Annotated in this window: 19 protein-coding genes; 11 read left to right on the forward strand and 8 right to left on the reverse strand. The window is 63.5% G+C overall.

The features are described from left to right. Window positions 1–188 precede the first annotated feature (188 nt). Together ypfJ and ACQZ2L_RS20250 are read left to right on the forward strand one after the other, a co-directional pair. Window positions 189–1,073, forward strand: a complete 885-nt coding sequence (gene ypfJ / locus ACQZ2L_RS20245) for a KPN_02809 family neutral zinc metallopeptidase (RefSeq protein ID WP_430327561.1) — start codon at window positions 189–191, stop codon at window positions 1,071–1,073. 251 nt (window positions 1,074–1,324) lie between these two features. Next, window positions 1,325–3,244: a methyl-accepting chemotaxis protein gene (locus ACQZ2L_RS20250; protein WP_430327562.1), complete on the forward strand. Its 1,920-nt coding sequence runs from the start codon at window positions 1,325–1,327 to the stop codon at window positions 3,242–3,244. A gap of 64 nt (window positions 3,245–3,308) precedes the next feature. Here the strand turns inward: ACQZ2L_RS20250 and ggt are convergent, their stop codons facing one another. From ggt to ACQZ2L_RS20265, 3 genes are all read right to left on the reverse strand, one after another. Continuing rightward, on the reverse strand, window positions 3,309–4,976 hold the full coding sequence (ggt, locus tag ACQZ2L_RS20255) for a gamma-glutamyltransferase (RefSeq protein ID WP_430327563.1): 1,668 nt from the start codon (window positions 4,974–4,976) through the stop codon (window positions 3,309–3,311). Between the two features lie 296 nt (window positions 4,977–5,272). Beyond that, window positions 5,273–6,169 carry a LysR substrate-binding domain-containing protein gene (locus tag ACQZ2L_RS20260; protein ID WP_430327564.1) on the reverse strand — a complete coding sequence of 299 codons (897 nt, stop codon included), beginning with the start codon at window positions 6,167–6,169 and terminating at the stop codon, window positions 5,273–5,275. Window positions 6,170–6,256: 87 nt separating this feature from the next. Continuing rightward, window positions 6,257–6,847, reverse strand: coding sequence for an NAD(P)H-dependent oxidoreductase (locus ACQZ2L_RS20265; protein ID WP_181089727.1), 591 nt, complete (start codon window positions 6,845–6,847; stop codon window positions 6,257–6,259). A 179-nt stretch (window positions 6,848–7,026) separates the two neighbouring features. On the opposite strand from ACQZ2L_RS20265, the gene ACQZ2L_RS20270 reads away from it, so the two are divergent. The 8 genes from ACQZ2L_RS20270 (at window position 7,027) to ACQZ2L_RS20305 (ending at window position 13,601) form a co-directional block, all read left to right on the forward strand. Further along, complete coding sequence (locus ACQZ2L_RS20270; RefSeq protein WP_430327565.1) at window positions 7,027–7,341, forward strand: putative quinol monooxygenase; 315 nt, start codon at window positions 7,027–7,029, stop codon at window positions 7,339–7,341. Between the two features lie 98 nt (window positions 7,342–7,439). Continuing rightward, a complete protein-coding gene (locus ACQZ2L_RS20275) occupies window positions 7,440–8,045 on the forward strand; it encodes a CDP-alcohol phosphatidyltransferase family protein (RefSeq protein WP_430327566.1) in 606 nt (201 codons plus the stop codon). Window positions 8,046–8,092: 47 nt separating this feature from the next. Continuing rightward, the gene (locus ACQZ2L_RS20280; protein WP_430327567.1) at window positions 8,093–9,847 is read left to right on the forward strand and encodes a bifunctional alpha/beta hydrolase/class I SAM-dependent methyltransferase; all 1,755 of its coding nucleotides are present in this window, start codon (window positions 8,093–8,095) and stop codon (window positions 9,845–9,847) included. Next, window positions 9,847–11,172, forward strand: a complete 1,326-nt coding sequence (locus tag ACQZ2L_RS20285) for a phosphatase PAP2/dual specificity phosphatase family protein (protein ID WP_430327568.1) — start codon at window positions 9,847–9,849, stop codon at window positions 11,170–11,172. The genes ACQZ2L_RS20280 and ACQZ2L_RS20285 overlap by 1 nt, the downstream gene beginning before the upstream one ends. Then, window positions 11,157–11,588 carry a hypothetical protein gene (locus ACQZ2L_RS20290; protein ID WP_430327569.1) on the forward strand — a complete coding sequence of 144 codons (432 nt, stop codon included), beginning with the start codon at window positions 11,157–11,159 and terminating at the stop codon, window positions 11,586–11,588. Before ACQZ2L_RS20285 ends, ACQZ2L_RS20290 begins: the two co-directional genes overlap by 16 nt. 10 nt (window positions 11,589–11,598) lie before the next feature. Further along, window positions 11,599–12,222 (forward strand): lysophospholipid acyltransferase family protein, encoded by a 624-nt coding sequence (locus ACQZ2L_RS20295; protein ID WP_430327570.1) that lies wholly within the window; start codon window positions 11,599–11,601, stop codon window positions 12,220–12,222. Between the two features lies 1 nt (window position 12,223). Next, on the forward strand, window positions 12,224–13,156 hold the full coding sequence (locus tag ACQZ2L_RS20300; protein ID WP_103438573.1) for a phosphatidate cytidylyltransferase: 933 nt from the start codon (window positions 12,224–12,226) through the stop codon (window positions 13,154–13,156). A gap of 100 nt (window positions 13,157–13,256) precedes the next feature. Further along, the gene (locus ACQZ2L_RS20305; protein ID WP_314876698.1) at window positions 13,257–13,601 is read left to right on the forward strand and encodes a cupin domain-containing protein; all 345 of its coding nucleotides are present in this window, start codon (window positions 13,257–13,259) and stop codon (window positions 13,599–13,601) included. 120 nt (window positions 13,602–13,721) lie between these two features. On the opposite strand, the gene mmsB is transcribed toward ACQZ2L_RS20305, so the two are convergent. Both mmsB and ACQZ2L_RS20315 read right to left on the reverse strand, forming a co-directional pair. Continuing rightward, window positions 13,722–14,609, reverse strand: a complete 888-nt coding sequence (mmsB, locus tag ACQZ2L_RS20310) for a 3-hydroxyisobutyrate dehydrogenase (RefSeq protein ID WP_430327571.1) — start codon at window positions 14,607–14,609, stop codon at window positions 13,722–13,724. Window positions 14,610–14,618: 9 nt separating this feature from the next. Further along, a complete protein-coding gene (locus ACQZ2L_RS20315; RefSeq protein ID WP_430327572.1) occupies window positions 14,619–16,145 on the reverse strand; it encodes a CoA-acylating methylmalonate-semialdehyde dehydrogenase in 1,527 nt (508 codons plus the stop codon). 122 nt (window positions 16,146–16,267) lie between these two features. Between ACQZ2L_RS20315 and ACQZ2L_RS20320 the strand changes: the two genes are divergently transcribed. Next, on the forward strand, window positions 16,268–17,215 hold the full coding sequence (locus ACQZ2L_RS20320) for a LysR family transcriptional regulator (RefSeq protein ID WP_430327573.1): 948 nt from the start codon (window positions 16,268–16,270) through the stop codon (window positions 17,213–17,215). A gap of 163 nt (window positions 17,216–17,378) precedes the next feature. Here ACQZ2L_RS20320 and ACQZ2L_RS20325 read toward each other — a convergent pair whose 3' ends face one another. Genes ACQZ2L_RS20325 through ACQZ2L_RS20335 form a run of 3 tightly spaced genes read right to left on the reverse strand, consistent with a single transcriptional unit; the run spans window position 17,379 to window position 19,722 of the window. Further along, window positions 17,379–17,870, reverse strand: coding sequence for an OmpA family protein (locus ACQZ2L_RS20325; RefSeq protein ID WP_430327580.1), 492 nt, complete (start codon window positions 17,868–17,870; stop codon window positions 17,379–17,381). Between the two features lie 11 nt (window positions 17,871–17,881). Further along, window positions 17,882–19,153 (reverse strand): diguanylate cyclase domain-containing protein, encoded by a 1,272-nt coding sequence (locus ACQZ2L_RS20330; protein ID WP_430327574.1) that lies wholly within the window; start codon window positions 19,151–19,153, stop codon window positions 17,882–17,884. Further along, complete coding sequence (locus tag ACQZ2L_RS20335) at window positions 19,150–19,722, reverse strand: YfiR family protein (protein WP_430327581.1); 573 nt, start codon at window positions 19,720–19,722, stop codon at window positions 19,150–19,152. Before ACQZ2L_RS20335 ends, ACQZ2L_RS20330 begins: the two co-directional genes overlap by 4 nt. Window positions 19,723–19,771: the final 49 nt, after the last annotated feature.

Raw genomic sequence — 19,771 nt, forward strand, 5'->3', positions numbered from 1 at the left:
TCTTATTGGAGTTGTGCGAGCGCCCGTGCGTGGCGGGCGGACTTGCAGTTTCCGATAGCCTGAATGGGATGAATACTGAAATCAGCGGTCCTAGCCATAACTGTTTGGTTATGCCTTGCAGCGTGCCTGCACAAGGCTGCAGCACTGAACTAATCTATACCCTCAACCTCGCGGTTTGGAGAAGCTCGATGGAATGGCGAAAAGGTCGGCGCAGCGACAATGTGGTCGATGCTCGCGGTGCAGGTGGCGGCGGTGGCGGCGGCATGCGTTTTGGCGGCGGCAAGGGGCTGGGCCTGGGCGCCATTTTGCTGATCGTCGGCATCGGCTGGATGACCGGCCAGGATCCGTTGCAGATTCTCGGCCAACTGACCGGGCAGATGCAGCAAAGCGCGCCGGCCAACGTCGAAGGCAAGGCGCCGCCGGCCAATGATGATCAGGCAGCGTTCGTCGCCTCGATCCTGGGTGACACCGAGGACACCTGGAAGGCGCTGTTCGCCCAGGCCGGCAAGCAATACAGCGACCCCAAGCTGGTGCTGTTCAGCGGCCAGGTCAATTCGGCCTGCGGCTTCGCCTCCTCGGCGGTCGGGCCTTTCTACTGCCCGGCTGACCAGCGGGTGTACTTGGACATGACTTTCTTCCGCGAGATGGAAACCCGCTTCTCAGCTGCCGGCGACTTCGCCCAGGCCTACGTCATCGCTCACGAGATCGGCCACCATGTGCAGACGCTGCTCGGCGTCTCCAACCAGGTCCAGGCCGCTCGCCAGCGCGGGCAGAAGATGGAAGGTGACAACGGCCTGTTGGTGCGTCAGGAATTGCAGGCCGACTGTTTTGCCGGGGTCTGGGCCTATCAGGCGCAGAAACGCCTGAACTGGCTTGAACCGGGCGACATTGAAGAAGCACTGAACGCCGCCAATGCCATCGGCGATGACCGTCTGCAACAGCAGGGCCAAGGCCGCGTGGTGCCGGATTCGTTCACCCACGGCACCTCGGCGCAGCGCGTACGCTGGTTCAAAACCGGCTTCACCGACGGTGATGTCAACCGCTGCGATACCTTCAACGCACGCACGCTGTAACCCCCGCCGATCCGCAGCAAACACGTCCCTTGAGTACCTTGTACGCTCAAGGGGCGTTGTTCGCTGCGCCGCTTTTCAGCGCCAATGCCGCAGTAAAACCCTCGGTTTTTCAAACAGTTACAAATCTGCTGAAAAAGCGTTTCAGCTACCCCATTCGTGGCCGATAACTCATGCACGAATCAGCGGGCCCCAGGAAGAATAACGCCAGCGATTGACAACAACTGAGCGAATAATCTTTATGGAGTGCGTGCATGAACAGCTGGTTTGCCAACATCAGCGTCAACCTCAAACTGGGCTTGGGCTTTGGCCTGGTCCTGCTTTTGACCGGCCTGCTGGCCCTGACCGGCTGGAACAGCCTGGGCAGCTTGATCGACCGCAGTAACTGGATGAGCGACATCAGCCAGCTCAACAAAGACCTCACCGACCTGCGTGTAGCGCGTCTGCAGTACATGATCGCCAACGGCGATGACGCCGCAGCGGCCAATACCCAGGCCAAACTGGACACTTTCAGCGCGCAGCAGCAGCGTCTGGCCAGCACGTTCAAGAGCCCAGAAAACGTCAAGCTGCTCAACGAGCTGGGCACCATCATCAGTGACTACAAAGTGTCGCTGAGCAAGATGCGTGCAGGCTACAAGACCACCTCGGCGAACCGCGAGCACATGACTCAGATCGCTGGCACGGCCGGCGAGATTCTCGACGGGATCAGCCGCGACGTGCTGGCCCAGCCGGAAATCGACAGCGTGCGCCTGGCCCAATATCAGGCCATCAGCAAGGCGCGCCAGCAGTCGCTGCAAGTGCGCGTCGATGTCCGTGGGTACATTGCCGACAACAGCGCGAGCAACGAACAGGCAGCCATGCGCCAGCTCGATATAGCCTTGGCCCAGATCGACGACCTCAAACGCCAGTTGCCGCGCGAAAGCGCCCGCCTGCAACAGTTCGAGCAGAGCGTGCAGGCCTATCGCTCGGCCGTGCGCGACTTCCGTGACGGCCTCGCCGCCATCGCCGTGGCCCGCGCCGAGATGACCGTGCAAGGTGCCGACATCGTCAAGCGCAGCGACGCCCTGTACAAGATCCAGCTCGAGCGCCGTGACATCGAAAACGACCAGGCGCGCCATCTGCAGATCATCTCGACCCTGCTGGCATTGCTGGTCGGTGTATGCGCCGCGATCATCATCACCCGCCAGATCACCCGCCCGCTGCGCGAAACCATGGACGCCGTCGAGCGCATTGCCGGTGGCGACCTGTCCAGTGAGCTGCGCGTCACCCGCCGTGATGAGCTGGGTGTGCTGCAACAAAGCATCAGCCGCATGGGCAATACCCTGCGCGAGTTGATCGGTGGTATTCGTGATGGCGTAACCCAGATTGCCAGTGCCGCCGAAGAGCTGTCGGCCGTGACCGAGCAGACCAGCGCCGGCGCCAACAGCCAGAAAGTCGAGACTGATCAGGTTGCCACTGCCATGCACGAGATGGCTGCGACCGTGCAGGAAGTCGCCCGCAACGCTGAACAGGCTTCGCGCGCGGCAACCGGTGCCGATGATGAAGCACGTGCCGGTGACCGCGTGGTGGGCGAGGCGATCAACCAGATCGAACGCCTGGCCGACGAAGTCCAGCGCTCGACTGACGCGATGAACCTGCTGCAACAGGAAAGCCAGAAGATCGGCAGCGTCATGGACGTGATCAAGTCGGTTGCCGAACAAACCAACCTGCTGGCATTGAACGCGGCCATCGAAGCCGCCCGCGCTGGTGAAGCCGGGCGTGGTTTTGCCGTGGTCGCCGACGAAGTGCGCGGCCTGGCGCAACGCACGCAGAAGTCCACCGAAGAGATCGAGGAGCTGATCGCCAGCCTGCAGAACGGCACCCAGCAAGTGGCCAACGCCATGCTCGGCAGCCGCAACCTGACCGAAAGCAGCGTCGAGCTGGCGCGCAAGGCCGGTGGCTCGCTGGAGAACATCACCCGCACTGTGTCGAATATTCAGTCGATGAACCAGCAGATCGCCGCAGCCGCCGAGCAGCAGAGCGCGGTTGCCGAGGAGATCAGCCGGAGCATTCTGAATGTGCGTGATGTGTCCGAGCAGACCGCTGCGGCCAGTGATGAAACCGCCGCGTCGAGCGTCGAGCTGGCACGCCTGGGCAGTCATCTGCAGACGCTGGTAAGCAAGTTCCGCGTTTGACCGCTGCTTTGTGAACAGTTCAGCCCGGCCAGCGCAATGCTGGCCGGGCTGAACAGCGCCGGCGTTACTTGACGATCATGCCAACACCACGACCGCGCGGGTCGGAGGCGGTCTCAAGCTTGCCGTCGGTGACCCGAATGGCCTGGATATCGCCCATCTCCCAGCCCTGATCCTCAAGCACATAGCCCATCTGCTTCAGCTCGTCGGCGACCTTGCCGGTCAAAGGCGCATAGCTGTCGAAGTAGATGGTGTCCTTGGGCAGCAACTGGTGGTGCACGCGCTGCGCCGCAACGGCCTTGGCCAGCGGCATGTTGTAGTCATACAGGTTGTTCATCACCTGGAAGATCGAGGTGAAGATCCGCGAGCCGCCCGGCGTCCCGATGACCAGGCTGACCTTGCCGTCGCGGGTCACCAGGCTTGGGCTCATCGACGACAGCATGCGTTTGCCCGGGGCAATCGCGTTGGCATCTCCGCCGACCACGCCAAAGGCATTGGCGGTACCGGGCTTGCTGCTGAAGTCATCCATCTCGTCGTTGAGCAGGAAGCCTGCGCCCTTGACCACCACACCACTGCCGTAGTCGAGGTTGAGGGTGTAGGTGTTGCTGACCGCGTTGCCCTGCTTGTCGACGATAGAGAAGTGCGTGGTCTGGTGCGGCTCCAGCCCAGGGCGGACCTTGTCGGTGGCGGAGATGGCGGCCGGGTTGACCTGCTCGGCGCGTTTTTTTAGGTATTCCTTGGCCACCAGCTTGTCTACCGGTACCTCGGTGAAGGCCGGGTCGCCAAGGTAGTCGGCGCGGTCGGCGAACACGCGCTTTTCAATCTCGGCCAGCAGGTGGATGTAACGGGCCGAGTTCTGCTCGACGCCCTTGAAGTCAGCCGCGCGGTTTTCCTTGATCCCGAGCAACTGCGCCAGCGCTACGCCGCCGGAGCTTGGCGGTGGCGCGGTGTAGACCACGTTGCCGCGCCAGTCGATGGCCATCGGCTCGCGCCAGAGGGCTTTGTAGTCCTTCAGGTCGTCTTTGCTGATCAGGCCGTTGTCAGCCTTCATCTGCGCAACCAGCAGGTCGGCGGTCTTGCCTTGATAGAACTCGCTGACGCCTTTGTCGGCGATGCGTTCGAGGGTCTGCGCCAGCTCCGGCTGCTTGAATAGCTCGCCGACTTTCATGCTGCCGAAATAGTCGTTGAAGTTGGTCGCGGTCTTGAACAGGCCTTGGGCATCGTCGCGATACTGGTACTGCTTCTGGGCAATCTTGAAGCCGTTGTTGGCGTAACCGATGGCCGGGGTCAGCAGCTCGCTCCAGGGCAACTTGCCAAACTTTTGGTGCGCCTCCCACAAGCCCATCACCGTGCCCGGCACGCCGGCGGCGCGTACGCCGACCAGGCTGAGGTTCTCGATGACCTCGCCTTTTTCATCCAGGTACATATTGCGGGTGGCCGCCTTGGGCGCTACTTCGCGGTAGTCGAGGAAGTACGCCTTGCCGTCCACGTACAGGGTCATGAAGCCGCCGCCGCCGATGTTGCCGGCTTCTGGATAGGTGACTGCCAGGGTGAAGGCAGTCGCCACGGCAGCATCGACGGCGTTGCCGCCTTTTTTCAGGATATCGGCGGCTACCTGTGCGCCATATTGATCGGGCGCGGCTACTGCGCCGCCTTCAAGGGTTACCGCAAAGGCTGAAGAACAGCTCAGGATCGCGGCCCCGAGGGCCATGGACTGGAACATGACGAGACGCATGAGCACTTCCTTGGTGTTGTTTTTGTTGATCACTTATTAACACCGAAGCTTTTTGACTAAGCAAATGCGCAGGCATGGGGCGACGGGATTGCGTCATTTGTGTCGTTTTTAGAACGGTTGCTAGGGTCGAGATTGTTGGGGCCGCTGCGCGCCCCTTTCGCGACACAAGGCCGCTCCTACAGGGGCCGCGTACTACCTGCTTGCGCGGCCGGCGTAGGAGCGGCCTTGCCGGGGCGCCGGACCGGTCGGAAAGGGCTGCAGAGCAGCCCCAGCAATCCTGGACCCGTGCCAAATATTCAGCAGGCATACGCCGCCAACTTGCCCTGAATGAAATCAAGGAAGCACTGAATCCGCAGCGCCAACTGGGTATTGCGGTAGTAAACAGCATGAATCGGCTGGCGATAGCCGTTATTAGCCTCACTCAGCAGCACCTGCAGACGGCCTGCGCGGATGTCTTCGTGGGTCATGAAGTGCGACAGGCAGACGATGCCCTGCCCGGCCAGCGCCAGCTGGCGCAGGGTCTCGCCACTGGATGCGGTCAGCTGCGGGCGGATTCGCCAGCTGTCGCCGTCGGCATGGCGCAGCGGCCATTGGTTGAGGCTGTCGACGGAGCTGAAGCCGAGCAGGCAGTGCTCGCTCAAGTCACTGACCTGGTGCGGCACGCCGTGGCGTTGCAGGTATTCGGGGCTGGCCAGAATCTGGATCGGGCTGCAGCCCAATGAGCGCGCATGCAGGCTGGAGTCGGCCAGCTCGCCGATGCGGATGGCGACGTCGGTGCTTTGCTGGAGCAGGTCGATGATCAGGTCATCGGTGTTCAGCTCCAGCTCGATGGCCGGGTACAGCGCGCGAAACTCACCGATCCAGGGCACGATCGCGTGCAGCATGAACGGCGCTGCGGCGTTGATGCGCAGGCGCCCCGATGGGGTCTGCCGGTGCAGCGACAGGCGCTCTTCGAGCTCGCTCATCTGTTCGAGGATGGCCCGCGCGTGCTGCACGAAGAACCGCCCTTCTTCGGTCAGGTCCATGCGCCGGGTGGTGCGGTTGATCAGCGTGGTGCCGAGCTTGCCTTCCAGCCGCGCCAGGGTGCGGCTGACCGCAGACGGGGTCTGGCCGAGTTGCTCGGCAGCGGCGGAAATCGAGCCGCAGTCGATCACACTGACGAATACCTGGAGTTCTTCTGAGCGGGTTTTCACGGCAGTGCCTGGGCCAGGATGGGGCCTGGATTGTCGGCCGTTTATTGCCGGGCAGGCAACTGCCGCGTCGGTCTCGCCGAGCATGGCTTACCGGGCCTGGCCGAACACCTTGGCCAGATGCGCCTCGTAGGCTGCCACGGTAGCCGCCACATCCGGGCGCTTCATCACATCGACGGCGAGGAAGGTCGGCAGGCCGCTCATGCCGAGGAACTGGTTGGCCTTGTGGAACGGGAAGTACACAGCATCCACGCCCTTGCCTTCGAAGAAATCGCTGGGGTCGTCGAAGGCCTGTTGCGGCGCGTTCCAGGTGGCCGAAATCATGTACTGCTTGCCCTGGATCAGGCCGCCACTGCCGTACTTCTGCGAAGCGTCCGAGCGGGTCCGGCCGTCGCTGGCGTAGAGGCTGCCGTGGCCTTCGGTGAACACTTCATCCAGGTACTGTTTGACCGTGTACGGGGCGCCCATCCACCAGCCGGGCATCTGATAGATGATCACGTCGGCCCAGAGGTATTTCTGCACTTCTTCCTTGATGTCGTAGCCGCCATCGATGAAGGTTTGTTTGACGTCGAAACCGGCCCGGTCCAGATAGGCCAGCGCGGCATCGTGCAGGGTTTCGTTCAAGCGGCCATCGGAGTGGGCGAACTGTTTGCCGCCATTGAGCAGAAGAATCTTTTTCATATCGAGCCTCTAAGGTTCTGTGTCGATCCACAGACCGATGCACTTGGATGGCTGCAGGTTAGAGGCTCAACGGTGGCGGAAACAGCCGGCATCGGGCAAATCAGTTTTGCGTTGTAATCACGAATGGGCACCAGACTGTTGCTTTAAAATCGTTTCTCCACTTATTCGCAGGTCTCTTCATGAACCATCAATACGCCTTCATTCTCAAAGCCAAGACCCGCCCGGAAAAGGCCGCAGCATTCGAGCAACTGTTCCGCGCCTATGTCGAGCCAAGCCGTCAGGAACCGGGGTGTGTCGAGTACCACATGCTGCGCGATCAGCAGGACCCAAGCCTGTTCATCTTCTACGAGGTGTGGGCCGATCAGGCGGCGTTCGATGCGCACTGCGCGCTGGCGCATATGCAGGCGTTTTCTGCGCAGCGCATGGACTATCTGGAGCGCGATTTCGAGGTGCAACGCATCGACATGCTCAGCGCCGCCTCGGGCAAACGTTGAACCGTTCAAATAGCTGACAAATGTCGCTTGCCGGCAGCCGGCGGGTTTCTCACAATCCACCGATTGGCTTTTATTGCGCACTCGATAAGGATCTCCCCGTGCCGTCCATTTATCAGCTCAAACCCCGCTTCCAGGCCCTGCTGCGACCCACTGTGCAGCGTCTGTACGACCGCGGGGTGACGGCCAACCAGGTCACGGTTGCCGCTGGGCTAGTCTCACTGCTGCTGGGCCTGCTGCTGGCCGGGTTTGCCCACATCCACGGGCTGTTCATCCTGCTGCCGATCTGGATGCTGCTGCGCATGGCGCTCAATGCGGTGGACGGCATGCTCGCCCGCGAGTTTGGCCAGCAGTCCCGGCTTGGTGCCTACCTCAATGAACTGAGCGACGTGATCGCCGACGCTGCGCTGTACCTGCCGTTTGCCCTGCTGGTCGGGGTATCGCCCGTGCTGGTGGTGCTGGTGGTGTTGAGCGCACTGATCAGCGAATACGCCGGGGTGATGGGCCCGCTGGCCGGTGCCGCGCGGCGCTACGACGGGCCGATGGGCAAGAGCGATCGCGCGTTTGCCTTTGGCCTGCTCGGTACCGGCGTCGCCTTCGGCCTGCTCAATCCACCCTGGATCAACGGCCTGTTGCTGGTGATTCTGCTGCTCTCGCTCTATACCCTCTACAACCGGGTACGTCAGGGCCTGGCCCACGCCAACTGATCGATCGCCACTGACCGCACCGCCGCCAGCCAAAAAGGACCTTTGCCATGCGCCAGGCGCAATCGCTGCACTTCTCTACCCATGACGGCGTCGAGCTGCACTATCGCTACTGGCCGGCCATCCGCAGCGAGCATCAGCCGCGTCGGGCGGTGGTGATGTTCCACCGCGGCCATGAGCACGGTGGGCGCCTGGCGCACCTGGCAGACGAGCTGGACATGCCCGGCTATGACTTCTTTGCCTGGGACGCCCGTGGCCACGGCCAGTCGCCAGGGGCACGCGGCGACAGCCCGAGCTTTGCCACCAGCGTGCGCGATGTGCAGACCTTCATCGAGCATATTCAAACCCGCCACGGCATCGCCGAAGACAACACCGTGGTGCTGGCGCAAAGCGTCGGTGCCGTGCTGATCGCGACTTGGGCGCACGACTACGCGCCCAAGGTACGCTGCCTGGTGCTGGCCTCGCCGGCGTTCAAGGTCAAACTCTACGTGCCGTTCGCACGCCCTGGCCTGAAGCTGATGAAGGCGGCGCGCGGCAACTTCTTCGTCAACAGCTACGTCAAGCCGCGGCTGCTCACCCACGACCCGGAGCGGGTGGCGTCGTATGTGGCCGACCCGCTGATCAGCCGGCCGATCTCGGTAACCATGCTGCTCGGCCTGTATGAAGCCGCAGACCGGGTGGTGGCGGACGCTCAGGCGATCCAGCTGCCGACCCAGCTGCTGGTTTCGGGCGCTGACCTGGTGGTCGAGCGGGCGCCGCAGGAGCAATTCTTCGAGCGCCTGGGCAGTGCCCGCAAAGAGCTGCACCTGCTGCCGGGGTTCTTCCATGACACCCTCGGCGAGCGTGACCGCGGCCATGTCCTGCCGCGCATCAAGCGCTTCGTCGAGCACTGCTTCGATGCCCCGCTGGCGGCGCCGTCGCTGCTCGATGCCGACCAGTCCGGCGCCAGCTGCGCCGAAGCCGAAAGCCTCGCCGCGCCGCTGCCGCGCAACTCGCCACGGGATCTGTACTGGCGCGCCACCCGCGCCGGCCTGCGCCTGGGCAAAGGCATGGCAGACGGGGTCAAGCTGGGTTTTGATACCGGCTTCGACTCCGGCAGCACCCTGGACTATGTCTATCGCAACCAGGCCACCGGCAAGGGCAAGCTGGGCCAGATGATTGACCGCAACTACCTCGACGCCATCGGCTGGCGCGGCATTCGCCAGCGCAAGCTGCATGTCGAAGAGCTGCTGCGCGAAGCGATCCGGCGCCTGCGCCAGCAGGGCCGCAGCGTCGATATCGTCGACATCGCAGCCGGCCATGGCCGCTATATTCTTGAAGCCTTGCAGGAACTCGAGCAACTGCCGGACTCGATCCTGCTGCGCGACTACAGCGAACTGAACGTACAACAGGGCACGGCATTGATTGCCGAAAAAGGCCTGGGCGATATCGCGCGCTTTGTTCAGGGCGACGCCTTTGACCGGGGCAGCCTGGCCACACTTGAGCCGCGCCCGAGCCTGGTGGTGGTTTCCGGGCTGTACGAGTTGTTTGCCAGCAACCAGATGGTCAGCATCTCGCTGGCCGGCCTGGCCGACGCCGTAGAACCCGGTGGCTATCTGGTCTACACCGGCCAGCCGTGGCACCCGCAGCTGGAGATGATCGCCCGCGCCCTCACCAGCCACCGCGGCGGCCAGGCCTGGGTCATGCGCCGCCGCAGCCAGGCCGAAATGGACCAGTTGGTCGCTGCTGCAGGTTTTCGCAAGATCACCCAGCGCATCGACGAATGGGGCATCTTCAGTGTCAGCCTGGCGCAGCGGGTCGAGTGATGGCGCGTGAAGCCGGGCTGATCCGCCGCGGGGTCTTGTGGCTACTGCTGCTCGGGCCGTTTTTCTTTCTCAGCTACGGTTTGGCCAATACCTACACGGCGGGCCGGGCGGATGTCGGCAGCCTGGTGTTTGCCTGGGAACGCCACATGCCATTGTGGCCGTGGACGATCATCCCGTACTGGTCCATCGACCTGCTCTACGGTCTGTCGTTTCTGCTGCCACGCACCCGCCGCGAGATGGATCGCCACGCACTGGCGTTGTTGAGCGCGCAGCTGATCTGCGTGGCTGGTTTTCTGCTCTGGCCGCTGCGCTTTACCTTCGAGCGACCGGAGCTGAGCGGCCTGTTCGGCTGGCTGTTCGATGTGTTGATGGGCTTCGACAAACCGTTCAACCAGGCGCCGTCGCTGCACATCGCCCTGCTGGTGATTATCTGGACGATGTTTGCCCGCCACCTGCGCAACCCGTTCGGGCGTTGGCTGATGCACGGCTGGATGGCGCTGATCGGAGTGTCGGTACTGACCACCTGGCAGCACCACTTCATCGATTTGCCGAGCGGTGCGTTGGTCGGGCTGCTGTGCGTCTGGCTGTGGCCCCGTGACGGTCGACCGCCGTTGCAAACTGCGCGTCTGGCGCAGGATCCCAAGCGCTGGCGGCTGGCGCTTTACTACACCCTGGGCGCTGCGCTGTGCACCGGTTTGGCGAGCTGGGCCGGCGGCGCCTGGCTGTGGCTGTTGTGGCCGGCACTGGCGCTGCTGCTGGTGGCCTTGAACTACGCGGTACTCGGTGCCAGTGCATTTCAGAAAGGCGCAGATGGGCGCCTGTCGATGGCCGCCAACTGGCTGTTTGCGCCCTACCTACTCGGCGCCTGGATCAACTCGCGGATATGGACGCGACGCCATCCGCAGGCGGATGAAATCTGTGACGGGGTCTTCCTCGGCCGTATTCCGGCGGCCGGTGAAGCGGCGCAGTTCTCAGCGATTGTCGACATGTGTGCCGAACTGCCATGCCTGGCGGCCAAACCGCTGGCAAACCATTACCGCAGCCTGCCAACCCTGGATCTGGTGGTCGCCGATATACAGCTGTGCCGCGCCGCCGCCGACGCTATCGAGACGCTGCGCCAGCAAGGGCCGTTGCTGGTCTGCTGCGCGCTGGGTTACTCGCGCAGCGCCACCGCGGTCGCCGCATGGCTGTTGCTCAGCGGCCGCTGCACTACCTTGGCTGAAGCTGAACAGCGCTTGCGTGAAGCACGCCCAGGCATCGTCCTGCGCAGCGGACACCAGCGCATGCTCAGGCAACTGGAGGGGCAAGCATGCACCTGCGCGTAACCGCCAGCCTGCTCGGCCGCGGGCAGCAGCTGGAGCGGCTGTCCGACGGTATCAGCCTGGTCGCACTGGGCTATGGCCTGGCGCCGCTGCTCGGCGCTCCAATGCCATTGCTGGCCAGTGGACTATGCGCGCTGCTGCTGATACTCGGCCTTGTGCATAAATACCTGGCGGTGCGAGTCGCGCTGGATGCCGAGTTGTTCGCCGATCTCGCTTCGCGTAGCGACCTGCCCGCCGCGACGGGCCAGCTCGACCGCGCCTTGTTCGACCTCAACCTCAAACCCAACGCCAGCGACCCGCGCGATTGGCCCACGCGCAGCCAGGCTGCGCTCGGCCTGCTGCGCCGCCAGGGCCTGTGCCTGGCCCTGCAAATCGCGCTGTGCCTGACTACGCTGCTGACACTCCCTTTGATCGGATAAGACCCGTGCCATGCTCACCGCCCTGACTGCCTTTGCCATCACCTCCGCCGCGCGCCTGATCACCGGCGCCCGCGCCCTCTGGCTCGGCTGCACGCCGCAGCCGGTGCAGCGCCTGTACTTTGCCAACCACAGCAGCCACGGCGACTTCGTCCTGCTCTGGGCGTCGCTGCCGGGGCCACTGCGCCAGCGCACGCGACCGGTTGCAGGCGCCGACTACTGGGCCAAACCGGGCCTGCGCAACTTCATCATCCGCAAGGTATTCAACGGCGTGCTGATCGATCGGCAGCGCAGCGAAGTCCAGGCCAACCCGCTACAGCCGGTGCTCGATGCGCTGGCCGGTGGCGACTCGATGATTTTCTTCCCCGAAGGCACGCGCAACCTTGGCGATGAGCCGCTGTTGCCGTTCAAGAGCGGATTGTTCCACTTGGCCGCCGCCAATCCCGACATGGAAGTGGTGCCAGTGTGGATCGCCAACCTCAACCGGGTCATGCCCAAGGGCCGCGCCCTGCCGCTGCCGCTGCTGTGCACCTTGAGCTTCGGCGAACCGCTGCAGGTGCAGGCCGATGAAGACAAGCACGCGTTTCTCGAGCGGGCCCGCCAGGCCCTGCTGAACCTGGCCCCCAAGGAAGTCTGAGATGGACCACAACACTGTTTTGCTGTTCGCCGGGATCGGCGCCCTGCTGCTGCTCGCCAGCGTCATCGGCCGCCTGCTCAAGTGGCGCGCCGGCGGCGGCCCACATGCGGTGATCGACAACCTCAATGCACGGATCAACGCCTGGTGGGTGATGGTGCTGGTGATCGGCATCGCCTTCCTGTTCGGCAAGTACGGCGTGATCGTGCTGTTCTACTGCGTGTCGTTTTACGCCCTGCGCGAGTTCATGACGCTGACTCCGACCCGGCGCAGCGACTACCCCGCGCTGGTGGCAGCGTTCTATGTCGCGCTGCCTCTGCAGTATCTGCTGATCGCGATGGACTGGTACGGCCTGTTCAGCATCTTCATCCCGGTGTACCTGTTCCTGCTTCTGCCGATTCTGGCCAGCTTTGGCGGCGACACCACGCGCTTTCTCGAACGCGCTTCGAAGGTGCAGTGGGGGCTGATGATTGCTGTCTACTGCGTGTCGGCGGTGCCGGCGCTGATGACCCTCGACATCCCTGGTTTCGAAGGCCGCAACCTGCTGCTGATCGCCTGGCTGATTCTGGTAGTGCAGATCAGCGACGTGCTGCAGTACGTCTGCGGCAAGCTGTTCGGCAAGCGCAAAGTGGCACCCAACCTGTCGCCGTCGAAAACCCTCGAAGGCCTGCTCGGCGGCGTTGCCCTGGCCACCCTGATCGGCGCCTCGCTGTGCTGGATCACCCCGTTCAGCTTCTGGCAGGCGGCCTTGATGGCGCTGACCGTTAACGCCATGGGCTTCTTCGGCGGGCTGGTGATGTCGGCGATAAAGCGTGACCGCGGGGTGAAGGACTGGGGGCACATGATCGAAGGCCACGGCGGCATGCTCGACCGCATCGACTCGGTGTGCTTTGCCGCGCCGGTGTTCTTCCACTTCGTGCGCTACTGGTGGGCATAACAGCGCGGTCAGGCAGGTAGAGGTCGAGCGCAGGCAACCGGGCAGCGCGCGATACCCCTATGGTGATGCGTCCATAAGCCTCCCAAAGGGAACACCTGCCATGTCCGATTTCATTACCGTCCTGCGTGAAACCTGCCCGGTCCCGGTAGTCGACGCGACCAAGTGGAAGCGCATTGGCGGTGACCCGCACACCGTCAACCTCAACGCCTACCTGTCGGCTGACGGCAGCAAGATCATGGGCACCTGGATCTGCACCCCGGGCAAGTTCGAGGTCAACTACGACAAGTGGGAGTTCTGCCACTTCCTCGACGGCTACTGCATCATCACCCCGGAAGGCGAAGAGCCCAAGCACCTCAAGGCCGGCGATGTATTTGTCATCGAGCCGGGCATGAAAGGCACCTGGGAAGTGGTCGAAACCGTACGCAAGTACTTTGTCTTTGCCTGATCAACGATTGAGCTGATCGGCCAAGCGCAAGGCAAAAAAAATCGCGACTCGAACCGCCCTCCCCCAGGTGCGCATTAACAGTGGGAGGGCGCTTCGAGCCACGATCAAGACACGTGACGCTTAATCCTTCTTGCGATAGCCCTCGACGATTGCCGAGAAGTCCTTGCTGCCATCGCCGCGCAGGCTCATCGCCTGATACAGCTGCTGCGCCACCGCACCGAGAATCACCGGCTGATGCACCTGTCGCGCAGCTTCAGTGGCCAACCCCAGATCCTTGAGCATCAGCTCGGCACCAAAGCCGCCGGTATAACCGCGCGCGGCAGGCGCCGTGTCGATCACACCCGGCCATGGGTTGTAGGTATCCGAACTCCAGCACCGGCCCGTGGAACTGTTGATGATGCCGGCCAGCACCTGGGTGTCGATGCCCAGCGCATTGCCCAGCGCCATCGCCTCGGACACGCCGATCATCGAGATGCCCAGCAGCAGGTTGTTGCAGATCTTGGCGATTTGCCCGGTTCCGACTTCGCCGCAATGGACGATATTGCGGCCCATGTCCTTGAGCACTGGCTCCAGGCTGGCAAACAGTTCAGCGCTGGCGCCGACCATGAAAGTCAGGGTGCCGCCCGCCGCGCCACCGGTACCGCCGGACACCGGCGCATCGCCCATGTCGACGCCCTTGGCCGCTGCGGCCTTGGACACTTCGCGGGCGGTCTGTGGGTCGATGGTGCTGCAATCGACCGTTGGCGTACCCGGGCGAATCCCGGCCAGCACGCCATCATCGTTGAGGTACACACCGCGCACATGCGCTGCCGCCGGCAGCATGGTGATGACCAGTTCGCTGTTGGCCGCTGCGTCCTTGGGTGAGGCGCTGATCTGCCCGCCCAGTTCGGCGAGTTCGGCCAGCACGCCCTGATTGAGGTCGAACAGGTTGAGCTGATGCCCAGCCTTGATCAGGTTGCGGGCCATCGGCGCGCCCATGTTGCCCAGACCAATGAATGCAATACGCATGGAGCCTCCTTAGCGCAGGCTGATGGTGGTGTTGACGCCGTCGTTGACGCTGTCGTCATCGAACCAACGGGCCGTGACCGTCTTGGTCTGAGTGTAGAACTGCACCACCTGCTTGCCATACGGGCCGAGGTCGCCGAGCTTGGAGCCGCGCGAACCGGTGAAGCTGAAGTACGGTACCGGCACCGGGATCGGGATGTTGATGCCGACCTGGCCGACGTCGATCTCGCTCTGGAACTTGCGCGCCGCCGCGCCGCTTTGCGTGAACAGGCCGGTGCCGTTGCCGAACGGGTTGGCGTTGACCAAGGCGATGGCCTCGTCGAGGGTGTCGACTTCAAGGGTGATCAACACCGGACCGAAGATTTCCTGGGTGTAGATCTGCATCTCGGTAGTGACCCCGGAGAACAGCGTCGGGCCAACGAAGTTGCCTTGCTCATAGCCCGGCACGCTGACGTCACGGCCATCCAGTTCCAGCTTGGCGCCCTCGGCGATGCCGCTTTCGATCAAGCCCAGCACGCGCTCCTTGGCGCGCTTGGAGACCACCGGGCCGACATCCGTGCCTGGCTCGCAACCGGCATTTACCTTGAGCTGGCTGGCGGCAGCCTTGATGTCCGGCAGCCACTCGCGGGCCTTGCCGACCAGCACCGCCACCGAGGTGGCCATGCAGCGTTGCCCGGCGGCACCAAAGGCGGCGCCAACCAAAGCGTTGATGGTTTGCGTGCGATTGGCGTCAGGCAGCACCACCGCGTGGTTCTTGGCGCCCATCATCGACTGGACACGCTTGCCGTGTTGGCTGCCGAGGTTGTAGACGTGGGTACCGACCTCGGTCGAACCGACGAACGAGATCGCCTTGATATCCTTGTGCGTGCAGATCGCATCTACGACCTGCTTACCGCCGTGGACCACGTTGAGTACACCAGCCGGCACTCCGGCCTCCAGCGCCAGCTCGACCAGCATCAGGGTCGACAGCGGGTCTTGCTCGGAAGGCTTGAGGACGAAGGTGTTGCCGCAGACGATGGCCATCGGGAACATCCACAGCGGGATCATCGCCGGGAAGTTGAACGGGGTGATCCCGGCGCAGACACCGATCGGCTGACGCAAGGTGTAGGTATCCACGCCACCAGCGACGTTCTCCGCGAACTCACCCATCTGCAGGGTGCCAACCGACGCTGCGTGTTCGACCACTTCCAGGCCGCGGAAGATATCGCCCTCGGCGTCGGCAATGGTCTTGCCCTGCTCGGCGCTGAGGGTCTGCGCGATGCGTTTGCTGTGCTCGCGGATCAGCGCCTGCAATTTGAGCATGATGCGCATACGCGCCCCGATCGGCGTGTCGCGCCAGCTGGCGAATGCACGTTGGGCGGCAGCGACAGCGGCATCGACCTCTTCGACCGTGGCAAACGGCACCCGCGCCAGCACTTGCTGGGTGGCCGGGTTGACGATATCGCGCCATTCGGTGGTTTTCGACTCGACCCATTGGCCGTCGATCAGCAGCTTGACCTGCTCAACCTGAGTCTGGGTCGGGGATTGGGGTGCGTTCATCTGCGCGTTCCTTGGAATTATTGTGGGAGACGAGATCGCCAGGCGGGGCTGGCGTCGAGGCGCTGATTTCGAGTATAGATGTGCAAACATCCAATAAGAACGCACATAAAAACCGGATCATCATGCAAAAAGACCTTACCTCCCTCAGTTCGCTGAACTGGGATGACCTGAAGTTCTTTCTTGAAGTGGCGCGCACGCGCAAGGCCAGCAGCGCGGCTAAACGGCTGAATGTCGACTACACCACGGTGTCGCGGCGGATCAGCTCGCTGGAGGCGGCGCTGGGTACGTTGCTGTTCGAAAAGTCGCGCACCAACGGTTTTGTCCTGACCAACGAAGGCCAGCGCCTGCTCGGTTACGCCGAATCGGTCGAGAGCACCCTGCACATGGCCTGCGAGCAGGTCTCAGGCTCCGGCGTGGCCTTGTCCGGGCACGTGCGCATGGGCTGCACCGAAGGTTTCGGCAGTTTCTTCGTCACCCCGCAACTGAGCCACTTCGTCGACGCCTGGCCGGCGATCACCGTGGATATCCTGCCGCTGCCGCACTTCATCAGCCTGTCCAAGCGCGAAGCCGACATCGTCATCGCCCTCGAGCGCCCCGAACATGGCCCCTACGTGTGCTGCAAGCTGACCGACTACCGCCTGCGCCTGTACGCCACCCAGGCCTACCTCGACAACCACGCGCCGATCCGACAGGTCAGCGACCTCGCCGAGCATCCGTTCATCAGTTACGTCGACGACCTGGCTTTCAGTTCGGAGCTGCTGTATCTGGCCAACCTGATCCCCAACGCCCACGCCCACCTGCGCAGCACCAGCGTCATCGCTCAGTACACTGCAGCGCTGCAAGGGCGCGGCCTGGCGATTCTGCCGTGCTTCCTGGCTGCGCAGGATCCGCGATTGGTGACAGTGCTGCCGGAGGAGATCGCGATTACCCGGCAGTTCTGGATGTACTGCCGGGAGGATTTGCGCAAGTTGAAGCGGATTACGTTGTTGTGGGATTACATTCGTGAGGTGACTGAGATGAATGCGCCGCTGTTGCTGGGGGATACGCGGGAGGTGAGGTTTAGCGACTGAGCTTGGGGTTGGCTCAAGTACGCCGGGGGCCGCTTTGCGGCCCTTTCGCGACACAAGGCCGCTCCTACAGGGACCGCGCATGTCGGTAGTGCGCGGTCCCTGTAGGAGCGGCCTCGTGTCGCGAAAGGGGTGCGCAGCGCCCCCAGCAATAGCCGGTATTGCCTCAGTTAGACTCCACCACGATCGACACCCGACGATTCTCCGTGCGCCCGCCGCTGGTACGGTTGTCGGCCACTGGCTGGCTGCTGCCCAACCCGCGACTCTGGATATTCTGCGGCTGCATGCCGATCTCGGTCAGCGCCCTGGCCACGCTCTGGGCGCGACGTTCGGACAGCTGCTGGTTGTAGGCCGCTTTGCCTGAGGCATCAGTATGGCCGTCAACGCGGACACGCTGGATGTCGACGCTGAGCAAGGCCCGGCCAATACGCTCGACGATGGCGCGGCTCTGGCTGTTGAGGCTGTCCAGATCACTGCCGAACAGCACTTTGCCGGACAGATCGAAACTCCAGCCTTCATCGGTGGGGGTGAAGCCCTCGCGCTTGAGCACGGCGATCTGCTCGGCGGTCAAACCCGGCGGTGGCACACTCTGGCAGCCGCTCAAGGCCAGCAGACTCAACAACACTGCCAGGCAAGGCAGACGCAGACGAACAAACAGTTGCAACACGGTTAGCTCCTTTTTTCATAATCAGCGGCGCTACTTTCCGTATGCGCCACTTGCCACTGGCCACGGCGTGCGCGCTTGGCCTGGTACATCGCCGCGTCAGCGGCATTGAGCAGACTGGCCGGGTCATGGCCATCGTCCGGGTAACAGGCGATGCCGACGCTGAGCGAGGCGCTGATGCTGCTGCCCTCGCTCAGGGCAATCGGCAGCTTCATGCTGGCGACGATCTTTTCTGCAACCCGTTGGGCGTCCTCGCACGACTGCAGCGGGGTCAGCAATACCGCGAACTCATCACCGCCCAGCCGTGCGACCAGATCATGCTCGCGCAACTGCGCACGCACCCGCGCGGCAACAGTGATCAGCACCTCGTCGCCAACGGCATGGCCCTGGCTGTCGTTGATCTGCTTGAAGTGATCGCAGTCGATGAACAGCAGGGCCAGATGTTCCTGGTGACGCTCGGCAGTGCGCAAGGTGCGGCTCAGGCGCCCCTCGAAGAACGCGCGATTCGGCAACCCGGTCAGGCTGTCGTGGCTGGCCAGGTGGGCCAGGGTGGCGTTCTCGTTGCGCAGGTGGTTCTGCCAGTTCTCCAGCTCGTCGAGCAGGGCATTGAAGTCGTTGCCAAGTTCGTTGAGCTCGGCGATGTGGGTTTCCGGTACGCGGCGGTCGAAGCTGCGCTCGCGGCGGGCGGCGTGGGCGACGCTGGCAAGGTTGCGCAGGGGCCGAATGATGTCGCCGAACAGGCGCCGCGACCAGTGACTGGCAACCCAGGCGCTGAGCAGCATGCACAAGAGGATGCCGGTCAGCCCGCTGAGCAGGAAGCGCAACACGCTGCGGCCCTGGCCGGTGACTTCGATATGACCGACCTGCTGTTGCTGATGGAGAATCGGCATGTGCAGCGGCTCAACCAGAAAACTGCTTGCCAGCGATCGTTCCAGCGGCGCCAGCACGCCGTCTTCGGGCCTTTGCCAGTGGGCCAGCAGCTCACCGTCGCTGTTGAACACCTTGGCCTCGGCCACACCTTCGTTGGCGGCTATCAGCGCCAGCGACTCGTTGGCGGCGGCGCTGTCGTCGAACACCACGGCGGCTTCGACCGTGTAGTTGATCGAGCGCGCGATCAGGTGCAGGTTCTGGTTGGCATAGACGCGCAACGCCAGCACGCCGAGCAAGGTCACGCACAGGCCGGCCAGGCCGACCGCGAGCAGGGCCACGCCCAGATGCCCACGGCCGAGCACAGCGCGCAGGGTCGGCCGGCGGTCGCGCTTGGCTGAGCGGATCATGGCTGCACCGCACGGCGCCGCGACAGCTGCAGCACGCTCGGGTGGATACGCACACCGCTGCGGGCTACCGAATCGAGGTTGACCTCGAAGGTCACCTGCGCGTCGCTCACGCGCAGGCAGAACAGGCTGCCGACCGTGCAGGGGTCGTCGGCTTCGCTGATGCTCAGCACCGGCCGGCCGCTGAGGGCATGAAACAACCGCTCGCGCTGGCCACGATCAAGCTTGCCGATATACACCGCATCACAAGCACCCGCGGTTTGTGGATCGTCGGCCAGCAGGCGACGGGTCTGCAGCGGCTTGCCAGAGTTCTGCTCGGTGCCCTTGATCAGGTCATCGGCGTATTCGGTCGGGCCGATCAGGCACAGCCGCAACGGGGCCGGCTCACTGGGCCAGCGCGCATAGCTGAAAATGCCCAGTACCACCTGAGTCACGGCCTTGGCCCGCTGCTGCGCCAGGGCCGCGCTGGCAGCGGTCTCTGCCCGGCTGGGGCTGGCGTAGAGCAACAGGGCGGCGAGCAGCAGGGCAAGCGCAGCGCCCGTTGCGCGCCCCCAGGTCGAGACAGCCACCATCATGTGGGAAGTTTCTCAAAATCTTGTCAGATGATGCCGCAACGATAGC

It is taken from the genome of Pseudomonas shirazensis (assembly GCF_050496565.1).
Lineage (GTDB): Bacteria > Pseudomonadota > Gammaproteobacteria > Pseudomonadales > Pseudomonadaceae > Aquipseudomonas > Aquipseudomonas shirazensis_A.